Raw genomic sequence first — 20921 nt, forward strand, 5'->3', positions numbered from 1 at the left:
CCGCCATGGTTGCACGTGTGTACTGCCAGCGCGCTATCGCGCGCGGGCGAGCTGCTCAAGCCCCGCCAGATCCACAATGTCGATCCTGCCGTATCCCACGCGGATCAGGCCTTGCCGCGACCATTGCGCAAGCTGTCGGTTCACCGTTGGCCTGGATACGCCGAGCTGCGTCGCCAGCATTTCTTGAGAAAGGCGCAGCGCGCTGGACCCGGAGTGGGGAAAGTGGCCGATCACGGTGCGCGCCAGTCGGCATTCGAAGGATCGAAGGGTGGTGTCCTCGATCCATTCAATCGTCTGGCGATAGCGCGTGCAGACGAGTTGGCAGACGGCAAGAAGTGCCTCGTTATCCGACCGTATCAAGGCATGAAATGCAGTTGCCGTAACGGTCGCAATGCGGCATTCGCCATGAGCGACGGCGGTAAAGGCGCGGGCCTTCGCATCCAGAAGCGGTGCCTCGCCAAACCACTGGGAGGGCCCCAGAACGGCGACCAGCCGGTGATCCATCGCCTCACCTTCAACACCGACGCGGACGCATCCCTCAAGAACGCCGAACATGGCGGCCGGGCGGGAGCCCTGCTCGAACAGTGGCTGCCCGTTCTTCAGTCTTCGCACTACCGATGCGGCTTTGAACCGCTCGGCGATGTGGCTGGGGAGAGTGCCATCGGCTTGCATCGTTGGAATCCAGTCGGCCAATTGTTCAAGATTTACAGTTTAGACCACGCCTGGCGAGCATCATCTGCGCATCGGATAGAGCAGGAGGTGATTCATGTACGTAGGCCATTTCGCGATTGGTTTAGCCTTGAAGGCGCGATTTCCAAAGATCCCCACGCTGCCCCTGCTGATGGGGTGGGATTCCTGGACATCCTCGATGGCCTCTTCATCATTCTCGGCTGGAACCACGTAACGCCCAACCTGCTGGCGGGCCCCTATCTGTTCTTTGATCTGACCTTCATCGACTGGGACCATTCGCTCGCCGCCGCGCTGCTGTGGTCCTGCGTCTGGGGCGCGTTTTTCCTCAACGACAAGCGGGTCGCTGCATTCGCCTTCGTCGCCTGCTTCTCGCATTTCCTCGCGGATTGGCCGATGCATAACGCCGATCTGGCTCTCTATCCCTTCTCGACCCTGCATCTGGGCATGGGGATGTGGGGGAAGCTGGGCACGATGTCCTGGATCATCGAAGGGCTGTTCGTCGCGGTACTTGCAGGCTATGCGTACCTGTCGAGCATGCGCCGGGGCGTCGACCTGCGCTGGCCGATGGTGGTGATGGTGCTCGCTTTCATCAACCTCTCGCCGTGGTTGTCGCCCATGAAGCATGTCGCCACGCTGGGCCAGCCGTCTGCCACGCTTGTTCACGGCGCGCTGGTCACTGCCGGGTTCCTGATTCCCGGTGCCTTGTTGACGTGGCTGATCAACAAGGCAGAGCGAAAGGGTGCCGCAGCGCACTAAGGGCAGCATTCATCGGAAGCGGGTAAACTATTGATTGCGCTGGCAATGCCAGTGAATCCAGATGCGCCTGCAGCCGATGACCACCCAGCCCGCCACCGACGCCAACGCGCGTTACGCCGCCTCCCTGCGCCTGTCCGTCGCCCCGATGATGGACTGGACGGACCGCCATTGCCGGTACTTCCACCGGTTGCTGGCACCGGGCGCACGGCTGTACACCGAAATGGTGCACGCCAACGCGGTGATCCACGGCGACCGTGAGCGTCTGCTGGGCTTCGACGGCAGCGAGCATCCGCTCGCGCTGCAGCTCGGTGGCAGCGATCCGGCCCTGCTGGCCCAAGCCGCGCGCATCGCGCAGGAGTGGGGCTACGACGAGGTCAACCTCAACTGCGGCTGCCCCTCCGATCGGGTCCAGGCCGGGCGCTTCGGTGCCTGCCTGATGCGCGAGCCGGCCTTGGTGGCCGAGTGCGTGGGCGCGATGGTCGCCGCGGTGGACATCCCCGTCACGGTCAAGTGCCGCTTGGGCGTGGATGACGACAACGACTACGAAACCTTCCTGAACTTCGTCGATCAATCGGCCAACGCCGGCAGCGCGATGTTCGTGGTGCATGCCCGCAATGCGTGGCTGAAGGGCCTTTCGCCGAAGGAAAACCGCGAAGTGCCGCCGCTGCGCTACGACTGGGCGCACCGGCTCAAGGCCGACCGCCCTCAGTTGCAGATCGTCCTCAACGGCGGCCTGGCTACGGTCGAGGCCGCGCAGGCCCAGTTGCCGGCGCTGGATGGGGTGATGCTGGGCCGTGCGGCCTACCACGACCCCTACGTGCTGCATCAGCTGGAGTCCGCCCAGACCGGTGCACCGCTGCAGTCACGCGAGGCGCTGCTGCGCGCCATGCAGCCCTACATCGAGGCCCAGCTGGCCCGTGTGCTGGCGCTCAAGCACATCACCCGCCACCTGCTGGGCCTGTTCCACGGCCAGCCGGGCGGGCGCGCCTTCCGCCAGATCCTGAGCGAAGGCTCGCACCGCGTCGGGGCCGACTGGAGCCTGATCGAGCAGGCGCTGGCGGTGACCCGTGCCCAGGCCGAGCGCGTCGCGGCGTGAGCCGCGTCACCTTGTCAGCTTGACAAGGACCCCGGTTTAGCCGCCAATGTTCACTTAGATGAACAAAGCGGGGAGGCAGGCGGAAAAGTTCAGACCGGATTCACTGGCTAAAACCAAGAATTCGCTAAAGATTCGTAAAGCGCCGGCCCAGGCTGGCGGTTGCCGATTCACAACTTTTGAACGTTTAGCCGCGCTCCGCTAGGATCAGACCGATGTTCTCCGTGACCCGCCACCGCCGCATTGCCGCCTTCGCCCTTCTGGCGACGGGCGCAGCTGCCTCCACCAGTGCGTGGGCGCAGATGCCGCCGCCGGAAGCGGCCCGTGCCGAGATGATGCGTACGGCCGAACGCGGCGGTCCGCAGGAGCGCTCGCTGTCCGATGCCGTGCGTCGGGTTCAACGTACTACCGGTGGACACATCCTTGGCGCCGAGCGCGTGCCCTTCGATGGGCGCGATATCAACCGGGTGAAGTACATGGATGACCGCGGTCGCGTCCGCTATATGGACGATCCGGCGACATCGCGTTCACAGCCCCGCACGCCGCGCTCGGATATGTCATCACTACGCGGCGATAACCCCTGAACAGGGATAGTTGTCCGCAGTCATCTGCATTACCCACTGGCCCCATGGGGCCATACCCAGGACACTAGGGAGAGTTCATGCGTATCCTTCTGGTCGAAGACGAAGCCCCGCTGCGGGAAACACTGGCAGCCCGGCTCAAGCGCGAAGGCTTTGCCGTCGATGCTGCGCAGGACGGTGAGGAAGGTCTGTACATGGGCCGCGAAGTTCCGTTCGACGTCGGCATCATCGATCTTGGCCTGCCCAAGATGTCGGGCATGGAGCTGATCAAGGCCCTGCGCGACGAGGGCAAGAAATTCCCGGTGCTGATCCTGACCGCGCGTTCGAGCTGGCAGGACAAGGTCGAGGGCCTCAAGCAGGGCGCCGACGATTACCTCGTCAAGCCGTTCCACGTCGAAGAGCTGCTGGCCCGCGTCAATGCGCTGCTGCGCCGTGCCGCCGGCTGGAGCAAGCCGACGCTGGAGTGCGGCCCGGTCGCGCTGGATCTTGCTGCACAGACGGTCAGCGTCAACGGCAGCAACGTGGATCTCACCAGCTACGAGTACAAGGTGCTGGAGTACCTGATGATGCATGCCGGTGAACTGGTCTCCAAGGCCGACCTCACCGAGCACATCTATCAGCAGGACTTCGACCGCGACTCCAACGTGCTGGAGGTCTTCATCGGTCGCCTGCGCAAGAAGCTCGATGCCGACGGCGAACTCAAGCCGATCGAAACCGTGCGTGGCCGCGGTTACCGCTTCGCCATTCCGCGCAACGAAGGCTGAGCTGCGGCTGGCGATAGATGATGTCCGGCCGTCTGTGGTTCTTTAAACGCTGGCGGCCGCGCTCACTGCAGGCGCGCCAGCTGTTGGCCGCCTCGGTGGGCCTGGTGGCCTTCCTGGCCCTGGCCGGCTACGCGCTGGACGCCGCCTTCGCCGATACCGCGAAGGCCAACCTGCGCGAGCGTCTGAAGAACTACGCCACCGCGTATGCGGCCGGCATCGACTTCACCCGTGACCGCTCGCTGTACATCCGTGAGCAGCCACCGGATCCGCGCTTTGACGTCCCGGGCAGCGGCCTCTATCTGCAGGTCGTGATGCCGGACGGCAAGGGCAACTCCATGTCTGCCGAGGGCCCGATGCTGCCCACGGTAGGCGGCGGCATGCTGGCCCCGCGCCAGGAAGTCTTCGAAGGCCCGTTGCCGATGATCCAGATCGATGGCAGCGAGGGCTCGGCCTACCGCTATGGCATGGGCCTGGTCTGGGATGCCGACGCCGACCCGGCCACCGAATTCCCGTACACGATCTACGTGCTCGAAGACTCGCGCGCGCTGGGCGCACAGCTGCGCGTATTCCGCGGGCGCGTGTGGTTCTACCTCGGCGGCATCGGCCTGATCCTGCTGCTGCTGCAGACGGTGATTCTGCAGTGGAGCCTGCGTCCGATGCGGCGCGTGATCAATGAACTGACCAAGGTCCAGCGCGGTGAAACCGAGCGCATGAGCGAACGCCATCCGCGCGAGCTGGAACCGCTGACCGACAGCATCAATGCCTTCATCGAGAGCGAGCGCGAGAACCTCGAACGCCAGCGCAACACCTTGGCCGATCTCGCGCACAGCCTGAAGACGCCGCTTGCGGTATTGCGTACGCAGCTCGACAGCGGCGCACGCGATGAGGATCTGCGCGAGGAATTCGACGTGCAGCTGCGACGCATGAACAACCTGGTGTCCTACCAGTTGGCGCGCGCGGCATCCTCCGGTCACAAGCTGTTCTCCGCCCCGCTGCCGATTGAATCCAACGCCGAAGAAATCGTGCGGGGTCTGGAGAAGGTGTACGCGTCCAAGGGCGTGCTGTGCGAATTCGATATCGACCCGGCCGCGCGTTTCCACGGCGAGCCCGGCGATCTGCAGGAACTGCTCGGCAACCTGCTGGAAAACGCCTTCAAGTGGGCCAAGCGTCGCGTGTTGCTGACCGCGCATCCGTTGCCGGCACCCGGTGCGCGTCGCGCCGGGCTGGTGCTGTCGGTGGATGACGATGGCCCGGGTATCGCACCGGAAGACATCGCCAAGGTGCTGCAGCGTGGCGTGCGCGGCGATGAGCGGGTGCAGGGTCACGGCATCGGCCTGTCGATCGTGCAGGACCTGATCAAGGATTACCGCGGCGAACTGCAGGTGAAGCGTTCGCCGGAACTGGGTGGTGCACGCTTCGAAGTGAAGCTGCCGCCCGGGCCGTAAGCGCCGTACCGACGAACGGTCGGTACCTGCCGATGGCCCGTACCCCGGCATTCCCACGGGACAGGTAGCCCACGACCGTTGGTCGTGGCGCGCGTCACCGCATCAGCGGTGACGGACCATAGAACCGCTGCAGATGCCCGGCGACCGCCGGCATCTCGCGCGCGAGCAGAGCCGGTGCGGAGAAGTGGTACTCGCTCACCACCGCGAAGAATTCTTCCGGCGCCTCGGACGCATACGGATCGATCAGCGTCTCGCGGCCCTGGTCCACCTCGGCGCAGAACGCGTCATAGGCCTGCTGGAAATCCGCCGCCCATTGTTTCTGCCACGCGCGCGGCAACGGCGGCGTGCCGTCGATCGCCCCGTCCAGCGCATCGATCTTGTGCGCCATCTCATGCACCGCCACGCAGAACCCGGCCTCCGGATCGGCGATGTCGGCCTGGATGTCGGCCCACGACAGAATCAGCGGACCGCTGTCCCACGATTCGCCGATCAACGCATCGTCCCATTCGTGCAGCACGCCGGCCGCATCCACCTGGCTGCGGTGCACGCGGAATGCGTTGGGATAGACGATCAGCTGCGACCAGCCACGCAGGCCGATCTCGCCCAGTTCCAGCAGCGGCAGGCAGCAGAGCGCGGCCAGCAACACGCCGTCGGTGTCCTCCAGCTGCAGTTCGGCGGCCGGGCTGATGGTCTTCTCGTGCAGGAAGCGGGCGGCGAGGGCACGCAGGCGTTCGCGGCGGGCAGCGTCCAAGTGCTGCAGCCAGGCGGCGCGGCGGCAGGTGGTGTCCCAGAGGGTAGGGTCGATCTCGCGTGGCGTACGGCGCAGCCAGCCCAACAGTCGTTCGATCAGCGGAACATACCCGGCAGGAAGCTGTGCCACTTGGGTGCGCGCAGGCGCGGCAGCACGTCGTCATCGCCACCACCGCCGGTGCTGGTTCCGCTGCTGGCGCTGGGTTTGACCGTGGCCGGTGCGGCGGCGGCCGAGGCCGAGGCCGGTGCACTGCGCTCGTTCTCGCCTGCCGAATAGACACACGCACCGCGACCCGCAGTGGTGAGCGCATCGGAAGCGTGCGCGGCCAGCGGGGCCATCAGGAGGAGCAGGCAATGGGCGAACGGGCGCATCGTCAACATCCAGCGGCGGGTCAAGTTCTCGATTCTAGCCCGATTCGGCCGGAGGATTGGAAGGCCTCCGGGCGGGCGCTGGCGGCGGCTTTCCCGCATACTTTTCCCGTTTACCCGATGGAAGCTGCCGTGGACGACCGCCAACTGCTGGCCAAACTGGGCGCCGGGCGCCTGTCCGGCGACGCGCTGGCGCGCGAACTGGGCCAGACCCGCGCCGCGATTTGGAAGCGGATTCAAGGACTTAGGGCGGCTGGCGTCGATATCGACGGCCGCGCCGGTGACGGCTACCAGTTGCAGCAGCCGCTGGATCTGCTGGACGCCGAGGCCATCCAGGCGGCGTTGTCGGGCGCCGTCGGCGACCAGCTGAGCTCCCTGCAGGCGGCCTGGTCGGTCGCGTCAACGAACAGTGAATTGCTGCGCTGCAGCGCGCCGGAGCGCGGCGCGATCGTCCTGCTGGCCGAGCGCCAGACCCGCGGCCGTGGCCGCCGTGGGCGGGCATGGGCCTCACCGCTGGCGGCGCATGTCTATCTCTCGGTGCTGCGGGGGTTTGCCGGTGGCCTGTCGCGGCTGGGCGGACTGAGCCTGGTCGCCGGGGTCGCGGTGGCCGAGGCACTGCGCGAGGCCGGCTATCCGGACGTCGCCCTGAAGTGGCCCAATGACCTTGTCGTCGACGGGCATAAGCTCGGCGGCCTGTTGATCGAGGGCGGCGGTGAGTTCGCCGGCCCCGCACGTGCGGTGATCGGCCTGGGCGTCAACGTGCGCATGCCCGCTGCGTTCGCCGCGGAGATCACCCAGCCCTGGACCGATCTGGACACGTTGTCCGGCGCACAGACGTCGCGCAACGTGGTGGTCGCGCGCATCCTGGCCGGCCTGCTGCCGGCGCTGGATGCGTTCGAGCAGGACGGCCTGGCACCGTTCCTCGCGCGCTATGCCGCGCTGGACAGCCTGGCCGGGCGCGAGGTGCAGGTGGAAGAAGGCGGCGTGCTGTTTGCCGGCACGGCGTTGGGTCTGGCCGACGACGGGGCGCTGCGCGTGCGCATCGACGGCAACGAACGGGTTTTCCATGCGGGCGAAGTCAGCGTGAGGGCGCAATGAGCGACTGGTTGTTTGATCTGGGCAATTCGCGCTTCAAGTTCGCGCCGCTGCAGGGCGTGCGCGCGGGCGACGTGCAGGCGTGGCCGCATGGCGCTGAAGCGATGCCGGCCGCGGCACTGGATGCGCTGCCGTCAGGCGACACCGCCTACGTTGCCAGTGTCGCCGCACCTTCGTTGACCGCGGCCATGCTGGATGTATTGCAGGCGCGCTTCCGCCAGGTCCGCGTGGCACGTACCGAAGCCGAGTACGCCGGTGTGCGGATCGCCTATGCCGACCCCGCCCGCTTCGGCGTGGACCGTTATCTGGCGCTGTTGGCGGTGGCTGCACGTGGCCAGGCGGTGCTGATCGCCGGCGTCGGCACCGCGCTCACCATCGATCTGCTCGACGCCGAGGGCCAGCACCACGGCGGGCGCATCTCGGCCTCGCCGACCACCATGCGCGAAGCGTTGCACGCGCGTGCCGTGCAGCTGCCGGCCGCGGGCGGTGACTACAGCGAGTTCGCCAACGACACCGCCGATGCGCTGGCCTCCGGCTGCGATGGGGCCGCGGTGGCGCTGATCGAACGCAGCCGCGTGCAGGGCGGCGAACGGCTCGGTGCGTTGCCGCATCTGCTGGTGCACGGCGGCGGTGCGCCCGCGTTGCTGCCGCTGCTCGGCGATGCCGAATTCCAGCCCTCGCTGGTGCTTGATGGGCTGGCCCGCTGGGCCGTGCATCAACCGCCATCGGCAGGCTAGGATCAGCCGATGCTTACCCGTGCCCTGATCGTCGTCCTGGTCATTCTCAACCTCGGTGTCGCGCTGTGGTGGCTGTTGCGTGGCGAACCGGCCAGCGAACCGCCGGCCTCGCCGGCCGGTGTGGCGCAGCTGGAGGTGTTGCCGGCCACCCAGGCGCCGACGACCATGGTGGCTTCCCCGGATGCCACGCCAGCCCTGCAGGACGTGACGCCCGCCTCCGCGCCGGTGGCCCAACCGCCGGGGCCGGTCTCCGCGCCGGCGACCGCCGTGGCTGACACCTCTGCGCCCAGGCCCGCCGCCAGCCTGCCTGCGCCCGCTCCGGTGGCCGCCGCACCCGCAGCGCCCGCCGTACCCGCACCCGTCACCGCACCGCCCGCACCCGCACAGTGCGTGAGCCTGGGGCCGTTCGCTGACCGCGCTGCCGCCCAGGCCGCCCAGTCGCGCGCCGGGGCTGTCCTGCGTGGGGCCAAGCTGCGGGAGGTGGCCGACGCCGGCGCCACCCGTTACCGCGTGCTGCTGCCGCCCGCCGCCAGCCGGGAGGCGGCGCAGGCCACGGTCAAGCGGATCGTGGCAGCGGGCGTGAGCGACTACTACATCATTGCCCAGGGCGAGGACACCAACGCCATCGCCCTGGGCCAGTACCGCAATCGCGAAGGCGCCGATCGCCGCCTGGCCGCCCTGAGCGCGGCCGGTTTCAAGGCAACCATGGTCGCCAGCGGAGGCGATGGCAGCGCGCAGTGGTGGCTGGATGCGACCCTGGCCGACGGTACCGGCACCGCCGTGGCCCGCCAGCGCAGCGGCGCGGCCCAGCAGCGCTCGCTGGAATGCGCGCGCTTGCGCTAGAATCCCGGCTCCGCGACGGGTCGTCCCGCCGCGATGCCGATGCCGGCATAGCTCAGTTGGTAGAGCAACCGCCTTGTAAGCGGTAGGTCCCCAGTTCGAATCCGGGTGCCGGCACCATTGATGCACGGTCGATGACGACTGCTGCAGCGCCGCGAGTCGTATCACGCCGCGCTGGCTATGCTGGGCCTCTTTGCAACGGAGGCAACAGCGATGGCGATGTATTCCCCGGTTTCCCTGATTGGCGTGCCCACCGATATCGGTGCGGGCCACCGTGGCGCGGGTCTGGGACCGGACGCCCTGCGCATTGCCGGGCTGGGGGATGCACTGGCCGCGCGCGGCGTGGAGGTGCGCGACCTTGGCAACCTGGCCGGTCCGCGCAACCCGTGGACGGCACCGGTGCACGGCTACCGCCATCTTGACGAAGTGGTGGCCTGGAACCGCGCGCTGATGGACGCCACCTACGGCGAACTACAGGCCGGGCGCATGCCGATCATGCTCGGCGGCGACCACTGCCTGGGCATCGGCTCGATCACCGCGGTCGCGCGCTGGTGCCGCGAGCGGGGCAAGGACCTGCGCGTGCTGTGGCTGGATGCGCATTCGGATTTCAACACCAGCGAGGTCACCCCGTCGGGCAACGTGCACGGCATGCCGGTGGCCTGCCTGTGCGGGCTCGGCCCGGACGCGTTGACCCGGCTGGGTGGCGATGCGCCGGCGATCCGCCCGCAGCAGGTGCACCAGATCGGCATCCGCTCGGTGGACCAGGAAGAGAAGCGCCTGATCAAGCAGCACCAGGTGGATGTCTATGACATGCGCTACATCGACGAAGCCGGCATGAAGCGCACGATGGAGGCAGCGCTGGCCGGCATCGATGCCAACACGCACCTGCACGTCAGCTTCGACGTGGATTTCCTGGATCCCAGCATTGCACCCGGCGTCGGCACCACGGTGCCGGGCGGGGTGAACTACCGCGAAGCACAGCTGGTGATGGAGATGATCGCCGACACCGGGCGCATGGGATCGCTGGACATCGTGGAGCTGAATCCGCTGCTGGACAACCGCAACGCCACCGCGGAGCTGGCGGTGGATCTGGTCGAAAGCCTGTTCGGCAAGTCGACGCTGATGCGTGATTGAGGATGTCTGGCTGAACAGCGTTTTCCTGCATTCACATCCGCTGCACGCCTCTCCCGCCAGATTGCACGTCACGCGGCGCCGTGTGTTTCGACCCACAGCGCTGCAGGTCAGGAAGAGGAGTTGCGCTGGCGTGCTCATCTGACAGGCGGGACCGGATTCCGGTATTGAATTTGATCAACCAGGAGAACCCTATGAAGCGTGTTATCGCACTGATGCTGTTGTCGATGTTCTCGGTCGCCATGCTGTCCGGCTGCAACACCGTTGCTGGTGCTGGCAAGGACGTGCAGAAGGCCGGTGAAACGGTCGAAGGCGCTGCCAAGGGCAACTGATCCACGGATCAGGCGTCAACGGAAAAGGCCGGGGATTCCCGGCCTTTTTCATGTCCAGAAAATGACCGCGCAACGTGTGTGTGGTGAATCCATTCAAGCTCGTGAGTGTGCGCTTCATCGTCGCTTGACCGCGTGCCAACGCGGGCGGGCGCATTCTGATCCCACGGCGAGATGGCCGTTGCAATCGAGGAAGCGAACCCATGAACAAAGACATCATTTCCGGCAAGTGGACGCAGCTCAAGGGCAAGGCGCAGGCCAAGTGGGGCGACCTGACCGACGACGATTTCAAGGTGGCCGAAGGCAACGCCGAGTACCTCGCGGGCCGCCTGCAGGAACGCTATGGCTGGGCACGCGACCGTGCTGAAACCGAAGTCCGCGACTTCGAAGCTGCCATGCGCAAGGATTATCCGGATTACCACTGAGGGGTGATTCGTGACGACGGCACCGCCGTCGGGGAGTTGAAACCGGAACGGGCCGCGAGAGCGGCCCGTTTTTGTTGGGGTGCCTTGGCGATCAGCGGCGGCGATACAGCGGTGGATCGGGCACGTACTGGCCGGGGAAGGCCTGTGGCTCGCCACGCACGGGCCCGTTCACCCGCGCAATAATGCCGCGTGCCACCAGGTTGCGTTCGCTGTCGTAGCGCACCTGCACCTGTTGCGCCGGAGACGCGGTATTGCGCTCGAATGTGGTGTTGCGCACCCGCGACGGCTCGCGCTGGCCATGGCCGGTGCCCAGTTGCGGTGCCGGCGCGGTGGTGGAACCGGTCACGCGGGCGGTCTCCATGGAAGACGACCGTGCCTGGGGGCGCGCCTTGGCATCGGCCGCGCCGGCCACGGCGGGCGCGGCGTCCCAGGACACGCGCCCGGCTTCGTGGAAGACCGCCACACCGATCACGCCGATGTTGGCCGGGCGCCCGGTGCGGCCGGCGTAGCTGCGGTCCGGATCGGTGAACACGAACTGCGCGACTTCCTCGGCGGATTTGCGCCAGCCGTGGATATCGGTGGTCTGCCACGGGTTGAGCACGTAGCCGGTCTGGTGGGGCGCGGCCACCTCGCCGCTGATGGCATTCAGACCATCCACCGAGAGCACCACCAGCACCCGCTCGGCGCTGCCGTTGCGCAGGCGCACGCTGTAACGGTGGCCCTGCTGCCCCGCGATCCAGCGCTGGCCGTCCTGGCGGTACTGGGTCAGGGCCTGGCCGCTGTCGCGGTCGATCACCGTCAGGTGGACCGGACCGGTGTCGTGACGCAGCGGGACCGCCGGTTTGAAGCCGCACAGGGCCAGCACGGCAAGCAGGGGCAGGATCAGGTGTTTCATGGGAAGGCTCCGCAGGGCAGGTGCAGGATCAAACGCACGGCCCCGGCCAACGGGGTCGAGCGCGGGCAGGTAAACTGGGGCGGTTCATCTGTCCGCATCGATTCCCCATGACTACCCGCGTTCTTACCGGCATCACCCCCTCCGGCACGCCCCACCTGGGCAACTACGTCGGCGCCATCCGTCCGGCGATCACCGCCAGCCAGGCCTCGGAGATCGAGAGCTTCTTCTTCCTGGCCGACCTGCACAGCCTGATCAAGGCGCAGGAGCCCGAGCGCACCCAGCGCTCCACGCTGGAGATCGCGGCAAGCTGGCTGGCGTGCGGGCTGGATCCGGACAAGGTGTGGTTCTACCGGCAGAGCGACATCCCGGAAACCACCGAGCTGATGTGGTTCCTGACCGTGATCGCCAGCAAGGGCATCCTCAACCGCGCGCACGCCTACAAGGCGGCCGTGGACAAGAACCGCGAGGAGCAGCTGGATGACGACGCCGGGGTCAGCGCGGGGTTGTTCATGTACCCGGTGCTGATGGCCGCCGACATCCTGATCTTCAAGGCCAACCGCGTGCCGGTCGGCCGCGACCAGATCCAGCACATCGAGATGGCGCGCGATTTCGCGCAGCGCTTCAACCATGTCTACGGCCAGGCGTTCTTCCCGCTGCCGGAGGTCGTGATCGATGAGCAGGTCGCCACGCTGGCGGGCCTGGACGGCCGCAAGATGAGCAAGAGCTACCACAACACCATTCCGCTGTTCGCCCCGCGCGCGGAGCTGAAGAAGCTGGTGTTCTCGATCCTGACCGATTCGCGCGCACCCGGCGAGCCCAAGAGCACCGAAGGCTCGGCGCTGTTCCAGATGTACCAGGCGTTCGCCACCCCGGAGCAGACCGCGGCGTTCGCGCAGGCCTTCGCCGAGGGCATCAGCTGGGGCGATGCCAAGCAGCAGCTGTTCGAGCGCATCGACAGCGAGATCACCCCGCTGCGCGAGCGCTATGACGCGCTGATGGCCGAGCCGGAAAAGATCGAGGCGCTGCTGCGTCGTCGTGGCCAGCAGCTGCGCGAGCAGTTCGCGGTGCCGTTGCTCAAGGAGCTGCGTCATGCGGTCGGCCTGCGTGATCTCTCCACCGCCGGTGACGTGCCCAGCGAGGAAAGCGGGGCCGCACGCGCTGCACCGCCGCTGTTCAAGCAGTACCGCGAACAGGATGGCCGCTTCTACTTCAAGCTGCAGGCCAGTGACGGCACGCTGCTGATCCAGAGCGAAGGCTTTGATTCGCCGCGTGACGCCGGCCAGCTGATCGGCGTGCTCAAGCAGACCGAACATGGCGACGGCCTGCAGAGTGAGCTGTTCAAGCTCGAGGCCGAGGTGGACGTCGTGCTGGCCGCACTCCAGGCGCTGCGCGGGTAATGCCGGCGGCTGTCCGGCGCAGGTAACCGCAGCATCACGTAGTGCCGGCCGCTGGCCGGCAACCAGGCGAACGCCCCATCACGCAGGCATCGACCGTGGGTCGATGCAACCGCTATGGCATGATGCCCCTGCACGCCGCAGGGGCGTGTTCCTGCACGGGAGACTGCGATGGCCTGGTTGTCGTTGTTGTTGTTCCTGCCCTGGTTCGTGCTGCTGGGCACGCTGTACTGGCTGTTTCCGCGCCAGCCGCGTGGCACCGCGCGCCGCGTGTTCGATGGTGCTGCGCTGGTGCTGGCCTTCGTGCTGAGCATCCTGGCGATGCTGTGGGGCCACCACATCGGCGTGGTCCAGAACGATGCCGGACCGATCTGGCGACAGGTGCTGGCGGTGCTCTATGCCTACGGTGCATTCCTGGCGGTGATGGTGGCCGCGGTGCTGCTGCGTGGGCCACTGCTGAGCGCGACTGCGACCAAAGCCGCATCGAAGCCGCTGCACTGATCGACGTAAGATGGAGGCGTTTCGTGCCAGGGATGTGTTGATGCACTCCGAGCCCAGCATTCATACGATTGACACCGCGTTCCAGCGCGATGATTTCGATGCCGCCTACCTGATTGTCGAGAACGGCCGGGCGGCGTTCATCGATTGCGGTACCGGCCTGGCCGTGCCGGCGATGCTCGCCGCGTTGGCGCGCGCCGGCTGCACACCCGAGCAGGTCGACTGGCTGATCCTCACCCACGTGCACCTGGACCATGCCGGGGGTGCCGGCCTGCTGATGCAGCAGCTGGCCAACGCCACGCTGGTGGTGCATCCGCGCGGCGCGCCGCACATGATCGATCCGGCCCGGCTGATCGCCGGTGCCACCGAGGTCTATGGCGAAGCGGAGATCGCGCGCAGTTATGGGCCGATCCTGGCGGTCCCTGCCGACCGGGTGGTGATTGCCGAGGAGGGCCACACCGTGGATCTGGCCGGCCGCCCGCTGCTGTGCGTGGATACGCCCGGGCACGCGCGTCATCATCTGTGCGTGTGGGATGCACGCAGCCGCAGCTGGTTCACCGGCGATACCTTCGGGCTGTCCTACCGCGAGCTGGACAGTACGCAGGGGGCCTTCATCGTGCCGACCTCATCGCCGGTGCAGTTCGATCCCGAGCCGCTGAAGCAGTCGATCGCGAAGATGCTGGCCTACGATCCACAGGCCATGTACCTGACCCACTACGGGCGCGTGGCACCGCCGCGGAAACTGGCGGCGGATCTTGTCGAGCAGATCGATGCGATGGTCGAGATCGGTCGCCAATGCGATGGTCGGCCGGATCGGCATCGCTGCCTGGTCGCGGCGCTGACCGCGCTGTACCTGGAACGCGCGCAGGCGCATGGCTGCCCGCTCGATGATGAGGCGGTGACCCGGGTGCTGGCGATGGACATCGAACTCAACGCCCAGGGCCTGGCCTGCTGGCTGGATCGCGATCGGCGCTAGTGCACGGTCACGGAGGTGTCACGTTACACTCCGGTGTCCTGTTTTCCGTCCTGGTGTCTGCCGTGAATCCGATGCGCATGCTGCTGCTGTCGTCCTGCCTGTTCGTGGGCGGCCTGGCCCACGCCGCCAATGACCTGCCCGGTGGCGGCATCGATCCCCAGGCCCTGTCGCGGCATGTCCGCATCCTGGCCTCGGACGCGTTCGAAGGCCGCGCGCCGGCCACGCAGGGTGAAGAGCGCACCGTCCAGTACCTGATCGAAGAGTTCAAGACGTACGGCCTGCAGCCCGGCGGCGTCGACGGCAGCTGGGTGCAGCCGGTGCCGATGGTGCGTGCGCAGGTCGATGGCCCGGTGCGTGCGCAGCTGCGCCAGAAGGGCAAGCAGCGCGCCCTGGTCAATGGCGAAGACGTGACCCTGCAGAGCCTGCGTCCGCAGGATGCGGTGGCGATCAAGAACGCTCCGCTGGTGTTCGTGGGCTACGGCATCGATGCGCCCGAGCGCCACTGGAACGATTACAAGGACGTCGATCTGCACGGCAAGATCGCGGTGGTGCTGATCAACGACGCCGATTTCGAGGCCGACCAGCCGGGCGCGTTCGATGGCAAGGCGGTGACCTATTACGGCCGCTGGACGTACAAATTCGAAGAGGCCGCGCGCCGCGGTGCGCAGGGCGTGCTGATCGTGCACGAGACCGCGCCGGCCGCGTATGGCTGGGCCACGGTGAAGAGTTCGGGCACCTCGCCGCTGTTCGATATCGAACGCACCCGCGAGCAGGCCCTGGCCCAGCACGTGCCGGTGCGCGGCTGGATGCAGCGCAGCCTGGCCGAGCAGCTGTTCCGCGATGCGGGCCTGGATTTCGAGGCCGAGAAGCGCCGTGCGATGACCCCGGCCTTCAAGCCGGTCGCGCTGGGCGATGCGCAGCTCTCGGTGGACTTCAAGCTCAAGCGCGAGCAGGTGATCACCCGCAACGTGGTGGCCAAGCTGCCGGGCGGCGCGCATGCCGATGAAGCGGTGATCTTCTCCGCGCATTGGGATGCCTTCGGTATCGGCCAGCCCGATGCCAAGGGCGACCGCATCCGTCGCGGCGCGATCGACAACGCCACCGGCGTGGCCACCGTGCTCGAGCTGGGCCGCGTCTTCGCTGCCGGCCCGCAGCCGCAGCGCACGCTGTACTTCGTGGCGCTGACCGCCGAAGAGAAGGGCCTGCTCGGTGCCAGCTACTACGCCGCGCACCCGCTGGCCCCGCTGGACAAGACCGCCGCGGTGTTGAACATCGAGATGTTCAGCCCGGATGGCCCGACCCGCGATATCGCGTCGTGGGGCAAGGGCCGGGTTTCGCTGGAAGGCGACCTGGAGCGCGTGGCCAAGGCCCGTGGCCGCACCTATTCGCCGGATCCGAACCTGGAAGCGGGCTTCTTCTACCGCGCCGACCACTTCGCCTTCGCCCGCCTCGGCGTGCCGGCGATCACCATCGGGCCGGGGCTGGACATGCGTGAGGGTGGGATCGAGAAGGGCCGAGAGCTGCGCGATGCCTACTTCGCTGCCTGCTATCACCAGGCCTGCGATGCGTGGACCCCGAGCTGGGATCCGAGCGGCCACGCCGCCGATACCCTGCTGGTCTACGACCTGGGCGCAGAGCTGGCCAACAGCCGTCGCTGGCCGCAGTGGGAAGAAGGCTCCGAGTTCCGCGCCGAGCGCGAGAAGAGCGAATCGGCGCGCCGTTGAGGCGTACCGTCGGCGGCGCTCAGCGCCGCCGCAACAGACGCCAGGCGCCCCAGCCGCTGGCCGCGAGCGCGGCCAGGTAACAGGCGATCATCCAGCCGAACCGCGCCGGCTGGGTGTCGGCACTGGCGGCATGCCGGCCGAAACGCAGCTGCAGCGCGCTGTGCCCGCTGCCGAGGTCGGCCGCCAGTTGCAGTGCCAGGGCGACCATCACTGCCAGCAGCGCCAGGCCGAAACCGATCCGCGGCCAGCGGGCCTGTGCCGATGGGCGACCCAGCACCCACGCCACGGTCGTGCCGGTGGCGAGCAGGGCAGCCCCCCATAACAATGCAGCGCCCGCAGGGGCGCTGATTGCATGAGCAGCGGTGCCGGCCTGGGCGAAGCCCGGGACCAGCATCGCGAGCATCCCCCCACCCCGCGCGATCGCGGGGTGGGCCGTGCCGCGGTTACTTGCGCGTGCCATCAAGCCAGTTCGGGCCCTTGTTGGTCAGGAAGAACATATAGACCACCAGCGAGACGGCGATGATCGCCGTGACGTACACCGCGAACATGCCGACCTGGCCGGTCTTCAGCGCGCCCTGGTACAGCAGCGGCGCGGTACCACCGAACAGCGAGTTGGCCATTGCATACCCAAAGCCCACGCCCAGTGCGCGCACATGGGTGGGGAACAGTTCGGCTTTGACCACGGCGTTGATCGAGGTGTAGCCGGTCAGGATCACGAAGCCGAGGCCCAGCACCAGGAAGGCCATGAACGGATCGTGCTGGTTGGGCAGTTCAGTGATCAGGTACCAGCTGTACAGCACGCCGCCGATACCGAAGAACACCAGCAGGCTCTTGCGCCCGACCATGTCCGACAGCCAGCCGCCGATCGGCTGCAGCACCATCAGGAAGGTCAGCACGCCGAGGTTGATCATCGTGCCGGTCATGACGTCATCGCCCGCGAATGCGCTCTGGATCATCTTCGGCCCGTTGACCGAATAGGTATAGAACGCGACGGTGCCGCCGGCGGTGATCAGGAAGCACAGCAGCAGCGGACGCCACTGGTTGACGAACAGCTCACGCATCGAGCCGGAGGCCTTGGCGCGGCCATCGCGTGCGGCTTCGATGGAATCGGTCTGCAGCGATTCGTCCATGCTGCGGCGCAGCCAGAACACCACGATCGCCGCGATGCCGCCGATACCGAACGCCACGCGCCAGCCCCAGGCGGAGATCTCCGGCTTGTCCCAGAAGGTCAGCATGCCCAGCAGGGTCAGCTGCGCCAGCACGTGGCCACCGACCAGCGTGACGTAGTGGAACGAGGACAGGAAGCCGCGCCGGCCGGGGATGGCGGCCTCGGACATGTACGTCGCGCTGGTGCCGTACTCGCCGCCGGTGGCGAAGCCCTGCAGCAGGCGCGCGAACAGCAGGATCACCGCCGCCCAGATGCCGATCTGCGAGGCGGTCGGGGTGATCGCGATCAGGAACGAACAGGCGGCCATCACCGTGACCGACACCGTCAGCGCCAGCCGGCGGCCGTAGCGGTCGGCGAAGCGGCCGAAGTACCACGCGCCGATCGGGCGCATCAGGAAGGTGGCGGCGAAGATCGCCCACACGTACATCGTGGAGTTCTTGTCGGCGGCCGAGAAGAACTGGGATTCGAAGTAGACCGCGAAGACCGAGTAGACGTAGACGTCATACCACTCGACCAGATTGCCGGCCGAGCCTTTGAGGGTATTGGAGATGGAACGCCGCAGGGCGGCCCGGTCGGAAGGTGCCGCGGTGGCGGGGACGGATGTACTCATACAGGGTAGGGGGTCCTGGCGGGGAAGCGTGGATTGCTCTTGTTACCTTACCGCACGTCAAAAACGGGTGCGTGTCAGGCAGCACGAGGCGGCCCGGTGAAATCAGCGTGCCAGCACAAGGGGTGCCGCGCCATCGGCAACGGCCTAGAATTCGTGTTCCCCCGCACTGTGGTGGCCCATGGCCGTCCTACCCGAATCCCCGTCGGCCGCTCCCCGCAGCGGCCTGGTCGTCCTGGCGCTGCTGCTGGTGTACGTGGTCTGGGGGTCCACCTATCTCGGGATCCGGCTGGCGCTGGAGGGCGGCGCGCTGCCGCTGACGATGGTTTCCGGCGGCCGGTTCATCATCGCCGGCTCGCTGATGTACGCCGTGCTGCGCTGGCGTGGCTCGCCTGCCCCGACCCGGCGCCAGTGGCGCAACCTGGCGATCATGGGCCTGACCATGCTGGTGCTGGGCAACGGCATGGTGGTGCTGGCCGAGCGCACGGTGTCCTCGGGCCTGGCCGCGACCGCCGTGGCCTCGGTGCCGCTGTGGATGGCCCTGTTCGGCGCGATGCGCGGGCAGAACGCCAGCCGTGGCGAGTGGCTGGGCATCGCGATCGGCTTCCTCGGCGTGGTCTGGCTCAACGCCGGCAGCAGCCTGACCGCCACGCCGCAGGGGTTGATCCTGCTGCTGATCGCCCCGATCGGCTGGGCCTTCGGCTCGATCTGGGCGCGCGGCCTGGATCTGCCCAGCCCGTTCATGACCGCCGCCGGGCAGATGCTCTGCGGTGGCGCGATGCTGATCGTGCTCGGCCTGCTCAGTGGCGAACGCCCGACCACCTGGCCCAGCATGAATGGGCTGCTGGCGGTGGCCTACCTGTGCATGTTCGGTTCGATCGTCGCCTTCACCGCCTACGTGTGGCTGCTGCACAACGTGCGCCCGGCGCTGGTGGCCAGCTACGCCTACGTCAATCCGGTGATCGCGGTGATCCTGGGCGTGATCATCGGCAACGAGCATTTCGGCGGCCGCGACTTCCTCGCGATGGCGGTGATCCTGGCCGGCGTGGTGGTGCTGACCCTGGCCCGGACGCGCGCGAAGTGAGCCTGCCCGCCCAACACAGCCTGCAGGAACAACGCCGCGGGTTCGCGATCACTGCCTTCACCTTCACCCTGTGGGGCCTGGTGCCGGTCTACTGGCACCTGCTCAAAGCGGTCCCGTCGCAGCAGATCATCGCGCACCGCATCATCTGGAGCACGGTGCTGGTGGTGGCCTGGCTGCTGCTGAGCAACGGAGTGGGCTGGTGGAAGGCCATCGCCGCGCAGCCGCGCGCGCTGCCGACGCTGGCACTGAGCAGCGTGGCGATCGCGTTCAACTGGGGCCTGTACATCTGGGCGATCAACGCCGGGCACGTGATCGAGACCAGCCTGGGGTACTTCATCAACCCGCTGGTCAGCGTGGTGCTCGGCGTGGTGGTGCTCAAAGAGCGCCTGCGCCGCCTGCAGTGGCTCGCGGTGGGCTGCGCGGCCCTCGGTGTGGCATGGCTGACCCTCGATGCGGGAACGCCGCCCTGGATCGCGCTGGGGCTGGCCTGTTCGTTCGGCCTGTACGGACTGCTGCGCAAGATGATCTCGGTGGACCCGGTGGCCGGCCTCGGCGTGGAGAGTCTGTATCTGTTCCTGCCGGCGATCGGGTTCGCGCTGTGGAGCGAGAACGGGCACGGGGGCGGTTTCTTCAGCGGCTGGGGCTGGCGCAATGATGCGCTGTTGATCTTCGGCGGTGCGGTGACGGCGTTGCCGTTGATCGGCTTCGCGTACGGGGTGAAGCGGATTCCGTTGTCGCTGGTCGGGATTCTGCAGTACATCGCGCCCAGTATCGGGTTGTTGTTGGGCGTGTTCTTTTTCCGCGAGCCGTTCGATACGGCCAAGGCGGTGGGCTTCGCGGCGATCTGGACCGGGCTGCTGCTGTTCATCGGCGACGGAGTGTGGCGGTCGCGGGTGGGTGGTGCGTTGAAGCGCTGAAGGCTGAAAGCCTGAAAGCCTGAGCCCTGGTTTGCCGGGGTGCGTGGCCAGGCGGGGTGTGGGTGGGTGCGCGGGACCCGCCGTGAACCCATCCATGGCGGCATATGGTCCCGCGCACCCACCCACACCCCGCCTCCGACAGTGGGCTGGTGGCCAAAGTCAAAGCGACAGGCGGCACGGCGCTGCGGCGCCATTGCTGCAGCGCCGAGCGTATTGATCCGGTGGAAGCAACGCCCGTCGAAGCGTAGCGAAGTCATAGCGCAGCCAAGACAGAGGGCGGCCAGGATAGAGCGCAGCCACGACAGAGCGTAGCCAAGCAGGTGGAGCGGAGTCTGTGAGGCAGAGCAAAGCAACGCTGAGCCCATCAAGCTGGGCGGATCAACGCTGAGCAGATGAAAGCCGCGCAGATCAAAGCCGGGCAGATCAAAAGCCGCAGCCGCGGTGCTGCTGTTCCATTGCGCACCAGCCCACTGTCAAAGGGTGGGCACGGGTGGGTTGGCGGGACCGTATGCCGCCATGGATGGCGGCATACGAGCTTACATGGACGTACTTGCAGCGGGTCCCGCGAACCCACCCCGGGCCGCCCCCACCCCCGCCACCCCCGCCCCAACCAGCGCGACCGCAGCCCTACGCGCTTTTGCGCTTTTGCGCTG

The 20921-nt window shown here is 67.3% G+C and carries 23 protein-coding genes and 1 tRNA gene; 18 read left to right on the top strand and 6 right to left on the bottom strand.

All coding sequences use genetic code 11. From position 1 onward, the window contains the following. Window positions 1-33 precede the first annotated feature (33 nt). Window positions 34-555 (bottom strand): Crp/Fnr family transcriptional regulator, encoded by a 522-nt coding sequence (locus ABE422_RS05575; protein WP_346482643.1) that lies wholly within the window; start codon window positions 553-555, stop codon window positions 34-36. Here ABE422_RS05575 and ABE422_RS05580 point away from each other — a divergent pair. The 5 genes from ABE422_RS05580 to ABE422_RS05600 all read left to right on the top strand — a co-directional run bounded on the left by ABE422_RS05580 (window position 496) and on the right by ABE422_RS05600 (window position 5329). Then, window positions 496-1446 carry a hypothetical protein gene (locus tag ABE422_RS05580; RefSeq protein ID WP_346482645.1) on the top strand — a complete coding sequence of 317 codons (951 nt, stop codon included), beginning with the start codon at window positions 496-498 and terminating at the stop codon, window positions 1444-1446. The two genes, ABE422_RS05575 and ABE422_RS05580, sit on opposite strands and share 60 nt — an antisense overlap. Before the next feature lie 61 nt (window positions 1447-1507). Further along, window positions 1508-2542 (top strand): tRNA dihydrouridine(20/20a) synthase DusA, encoded by a 1035-nt coding sequence (gene dusA, locus ABE422_RS05585; RefSeq protein WP_346482624.1) that lies wholly within the window; start codon window positions 1508-1510, stop codon window positions 2540-2542. Window positions 2543-2754: 212 nt separating this feature from the next. Then, window positions 2755-3123, top strand: coding sequence for a hypothetical protein (locus tag ABE422_RS05590; RefSeq protein ID WP_313208862.1), 369 nt, complete (start codon window positions 2755-2757; stop codon window positions 3121-3123). 77 nt (window positions 3124-3200) lie between these two features. Beyond that, entirely contained in the window at window positions 3201-3884 is a 684-nt protein-coding gene (locus tag ABE422_RS05595) for a response regulator transcription factor (RefSeq protein ID WP_019185514.1), read from the top strand. A gap of 20 nt (window positions 3885-3904) precedes the next feature. Then, entirely contained in the window at window positions 3905-5329 is a 1425-nt protein-coding gene (locus ABE422_RS05600; RefSeq protein ID WP_070474511.1) for a sensor histidine kinase, read from the top strand. A 94-nt stretch (window positions 5330-5423) separates the two neighbouring features. On the opposite strand, the gene ABE422_RS05605 is transcribed toward ABE422_RS05600, so the two are convergent. Further along, window positions 5424-6209 (bottom strand): M90 family metallopeptidase, encoded by a 786-nt coding sequence (locus tag ABE422_RS05605; protein WP_346464207.1) that lies wholly within the window; start codon window positions 6207-6209, stop codon window positions 5424-5426. Beyond that, on the bottom strand, window positions 6176-6451 hold the full coding sequence (locus ABE422_RS05610; protein ID WP_121044234.1) for a hypothetical protein: 276 nt from the start codon (window positions 6449-6451) through the stop codon (window positions 6176-6178). Before ABE422_RS05610 ends, ABE422_RS05605 begins: the two co-directional genes overlap by 34 nt. A 129-nt stretch (window positions 6452-6580) precedes the next feature. Between ABE422_RS05610 and birA the strand changes: the two genes are divergently transcribed. The 7 genes from birA (at window position 6581) to ABE422_RS05645 (ending at window position 11005) form a co-directional block, all read left to right on the top strand. Next, window positions 6581-7546, top strand: coding sequence for a bifunctional biotin--[acetyl-CoA-carboxylase] ligase/biotin operon repressor BirA (birA, locus tag ABE422_RS05615; RefSeq protein WP_346482625.1), 966 nt, complete (start codon window positions 6581-6583; stop codon window positions 7544-7546). Further along, on the top strand, window positions 7543-8280 hold the full coding sequence (locus ABE422_RS05620; RefSeq protein WP_313208859.1) for a type III pantothenate kinase: 738 nt from the start codon (window positions 7543-7545) through the stop codon (window positions 8278-8280). Before birA ends, ABE422_RS05620 begins: the two co-directional genes overlap by 4 nt. A 9-nt stretch (window positions 8281-8289) precedes the next feature. Then, entirely contained in the window at window positions 8290-9123 is an 834-nt protein-coding gene (locus ABE422_RS05625) for an SPOR domain-containing protein (RefSeq protein WP_346482626.1), read from the top strand. A 41-nt stretch (window positions 9124-9164) separates the two neighbouring features. Next, a tRNA-Thr gene (locus ABE422_RS05630) sits at window positions 9165-9240 on the top strand. A gap of 93 nt (window positions 9241-9333) precedes the next feature. Next, entirely contained in the window at window positions 9334-10254 is a 921-nt protein-coding gene (gene rocF / locus ABE422_RS05635) for an arginase (protein WP_346482627.1), read from the top strand. A 191-nt stretch (window positions 10255-10445) separates the two neighbouring features. Beyond that, entirely contained in the window at window positions 10446-10583 is a 138-nt protein-coding gene (locus ABE422_RS05640; RefSeq protein ID WP_019185522.1) for an entericidin A/B family lipoprotein, read from the top strand. Window positions 10584-10783: 200 nt separating this feature from the next. Next, the gene (locus ABE422_RS05645; protein WP_019185523.1) at window positions 10784-11005 is read left to right on the top strand and encodes a CsbD family protein; all 222 of its coding nucleotides are present in this window, start codon (window positions 10784-10786) and stop codon (window positions 11003-11005) included. Window positions 11006-11096: 91 nt separating this feature from the next. Here the strand turns inward: ABE422_RS05645 and ABE422_RS05650 are convergent, their stop codons facing one another. Continuing rightward, window positions 11097-11900 (bottom strand): hypothetical protein, encoded by an 804-nt coding sequence (locus ABE422_RS05650; RefSeq protein ID WP_346482628.1) that lies wholly within the window; start codon window positions 11898-11900, stop codon window positions 11097-11099. A 107-nt stretch (window positions 11901-12007) separates the two neighbouring features. Here ABE422_RS05650 and ABE422_RS05655 point away from each other — a divergent pair, with 107 nt between their 5' ends. The 4 genes from ABE422_RS05655 to ABE422_RS05670 all read left to right on the top strand — a co-directional run bounded on the left by ABE422_RS05655 (window position 12008) and on the right by ABE422_RS05670 (window position 16492). Next, window positions 12008-13297, top strand: a complete 1290-nt coding sequence (locus ABE422_RS05655) for a tryptophan--tRNA ligase (protein WP_313208855.1) — start codon at window positions 12008-12010, stop codon at window positions 13295-13297. Between the two features lie 168 nt (window positions 13298-13465). Next, complete coding sequence (locus tag ABE422_RS05660; protein ID WP_019185526.1) at window positions 13466-13795, top strand: hypothetical protein; 330 nt, start codon at window positions 13466-13468, stop codon at window positions 13793-13795. Between the two features lie 40 nt (window positions 13796-13835). Beyond that, window positions 13836-14768, top strand: coding sequence for an MBL fold metallo-hydrolase (locus ABE422_RS05665; RefSeq protein WP_346482629.1), 933 nt, complete (start codon window positions 13836-13838; stop codon window positions 14766-14768). Between the two features lie 71 nt (window positions 14769-14839). Beyond that, window positions 14840-16492: a M28 family metallopeptidase gene (locus tag ABE422_RS05670; protein WP_346482644.1), complete on the top strand. Its 1653-nt coding sequence runs from the start codon at window positions 14840-14842 to the stop codon at window positions 16490-16492. A 19-nt stretch (window positions 16493-16511) separates the two neighbouring features. Here ABE422_RS05670 and ABE422_RS05675 read toward each other — a convergent pair whose 3' ends face one another. Continuing rightward, complete coding sequence (locus ABE422_RS05675) at window positions 16512-16895, bottom strand: hypothetical protein (protein WP_346482630.1); 384 nt, start codon at window positions 16893-16895, stop codon at window positions 16512-16514. Between the two features lie 40 nt (window positions 16896-16935). Next, window positions 16936-18270: an MFS transporter gene (locus tag ABE422_RS05680; protein WP_346482631.1), complete on the bottom strand. Its 1335-nt coding sequence runs from the start codon at window positions 18268-18270 to the stop codon at window positions 16936-16938. A 178-nt stretch (window positions 18271-18448) separates the two neighbouring features. On the opposite strand from ABE422_RS05680, the gene yedA reads away from it, so the two are divergent. Both yedA and rarD read left to right on the top strand, forming a co-directional pair. Next, window positions 18449-19351 carry a drug/metabolite exporter YedA gene (gene yedA, locus ABE422_RS05685; protein ID WP_313219912.1) on the top strand — a complete coding sequence of 301 codons (903 nt, stop codon included), beginning with the start codon at window positions 18449-18451 and terminating at the stop codon, window positions 19349-19351. After that, window positions 19348-20268 (top strand): EamA family transporter RarD, encoded by a 921-nt coding sequence (gene rarD, locus ABE422_RS05690; protein WP_313219913.1) that lies wholly within the window; start codon window positions 19348-19350, stop codon window positions 20266-20268. Before yedA ends, rarD begins: the two co-directional genes overlap by 4 nt. The last annotated feature ends 653 nt before the right edge of the window (window positions 20269-20921 follow it).

It is taken from the genome of Stenotrophomonas sp. TWI1151 (assembly GCF_039673135.1).
Taxonomy (GTDB): Bacteria; Pseudomonadota; Gammaproteobacteria; order Xanthomonadales; family Xanthomonadaceae; genus Stenotrophomonas.

Coding starts and splice junctions, on each gene's coding strand:
- ABE422_RS05575 (WP_346482643.1), bottom strand. CDS start 555: ATGTTCGGCGTTCTTGAGGGATGCGTCCGCGTCGGTGTTGAAGGTGAG.
- dusA (WP_346482624.1), top strand. CDS start 1,508: ATGCGCCTGCAGCCGATGACCACCCAGCCCGCCACCGACGCCAACGCG.
- ABE422_RS05590 (WP_313208862.1), top strand. CDS start 2,755: ATGTTCTCCGTGACCCGCCACCGCCGCATTGCCGCCTTCGCCCTTCTG.
- ABE422_RS05595 (WP_019185514.1), top strand. CDS start 3,201: ATGCGTATCCTTCTGGTCGAAGACGAAGCCCCGCTGCGGGAAACACTG.
- ABE422_RS05600 (WP_070474511.1), top strand. CDS start 3,905: ATGTCCGGCCGTCTGTGGTTCTTTAAACGCTGGCGGCCGCGCTCACTG.
- ABE422_RS05610 (WP_121044234.1), bottom strand. CDS start 6,451: ATGCGCCCGTTCGCCCATTGCCTGCTCCTCCTGATGGCCCCGCTGGCC.
- ABE422_RS05620 (WP_313208859.1), top strand. CDS start 7,543: ATGAGCGACTGGTTGTTTGATCTGGGCAATTCGCGCTTCAAGTTCGCG.
- ABE422_RS05625 (WP_346482626.1), top strand. CDS start 8,290: ATGCTTACCCGTGCCCTGATCGTCGTCCTGGTCATTCTCAACCTCGGT.
- rocF (WP_346482627.1), top strand. CDS start 9,334: ATGGCGATGTATTCCCCGGTTTCCCTGATTGGCGTGCCCACCGATATC.
- ABE422_RS05640 (WP_019185522.1), top strand. CDS start 10,446: ATGAAGCGTGTTATCGCACTGATGCTGTTGTCGATGTTCTCGGTCGCC.
- ABE422_RS05645 (WP_019185523.1), top strand. CDS start 10,784: ATGAACAAAGACATCATTTCCGGCAAGTGGACGCAGCTCAAGGGCAAG.
- ABE422_RS05650 (WP_346482628.1), bottom strand. CDS start 11,900: ATGAAACACCTGATCCTGCCCCTGCTTGCCGTGCTGGCCCTGTGCGGC.
- ABE422_RS05655 (WP_313208855.1), top strand. CDS start 12,008: ATGACTACCCGCGTTCTTACCGGCATCACCCCCTCCGGCACGCCCCAC.
- ABE422_RS05660 (WP_019185526.1), top strand. CDS start 13,466: ATGGCCTGGTTGTCGTTGTTGTTGTTCCTGCCCTGGTTCGTGCTGCTG.
- ABE422_RS05665 (WP_346482629.1), top strand. CDS start 13,836: ATGCACTCCGAGCCCAGCATTCATACGATTGACACCGCGTTCCAGCGC.
- ABE422_RS05670 (WP_346482644.1), top strand. CDS start 14,840: ATGCGCATGCTGCTGCTGTCGTCCTGCCTGTTCGTGGGCGGCCTGGCC.
- ABE422_RS05675 (WP_346482630.1), bottom strand. CDS start 16,895: ATGCTCGCGATGCTGGTCCCGGGCTTCGCCCAGGCCGGCACCGCTGCT.
- ABE422_RS05680 (WP_346482631.1), bottom strand. CDS start 18,270: ATGAGTACATCCGTCCCCGCCACCGCGGCACCTTCCGACCGGGCCGCC.
- yedA (WP_313219912.1), top strand. CDS start 18,449: ATGGCCGTCCTACCCGAATCCCCGTCGGCCGCTCCCCGCAGCGGCCTG.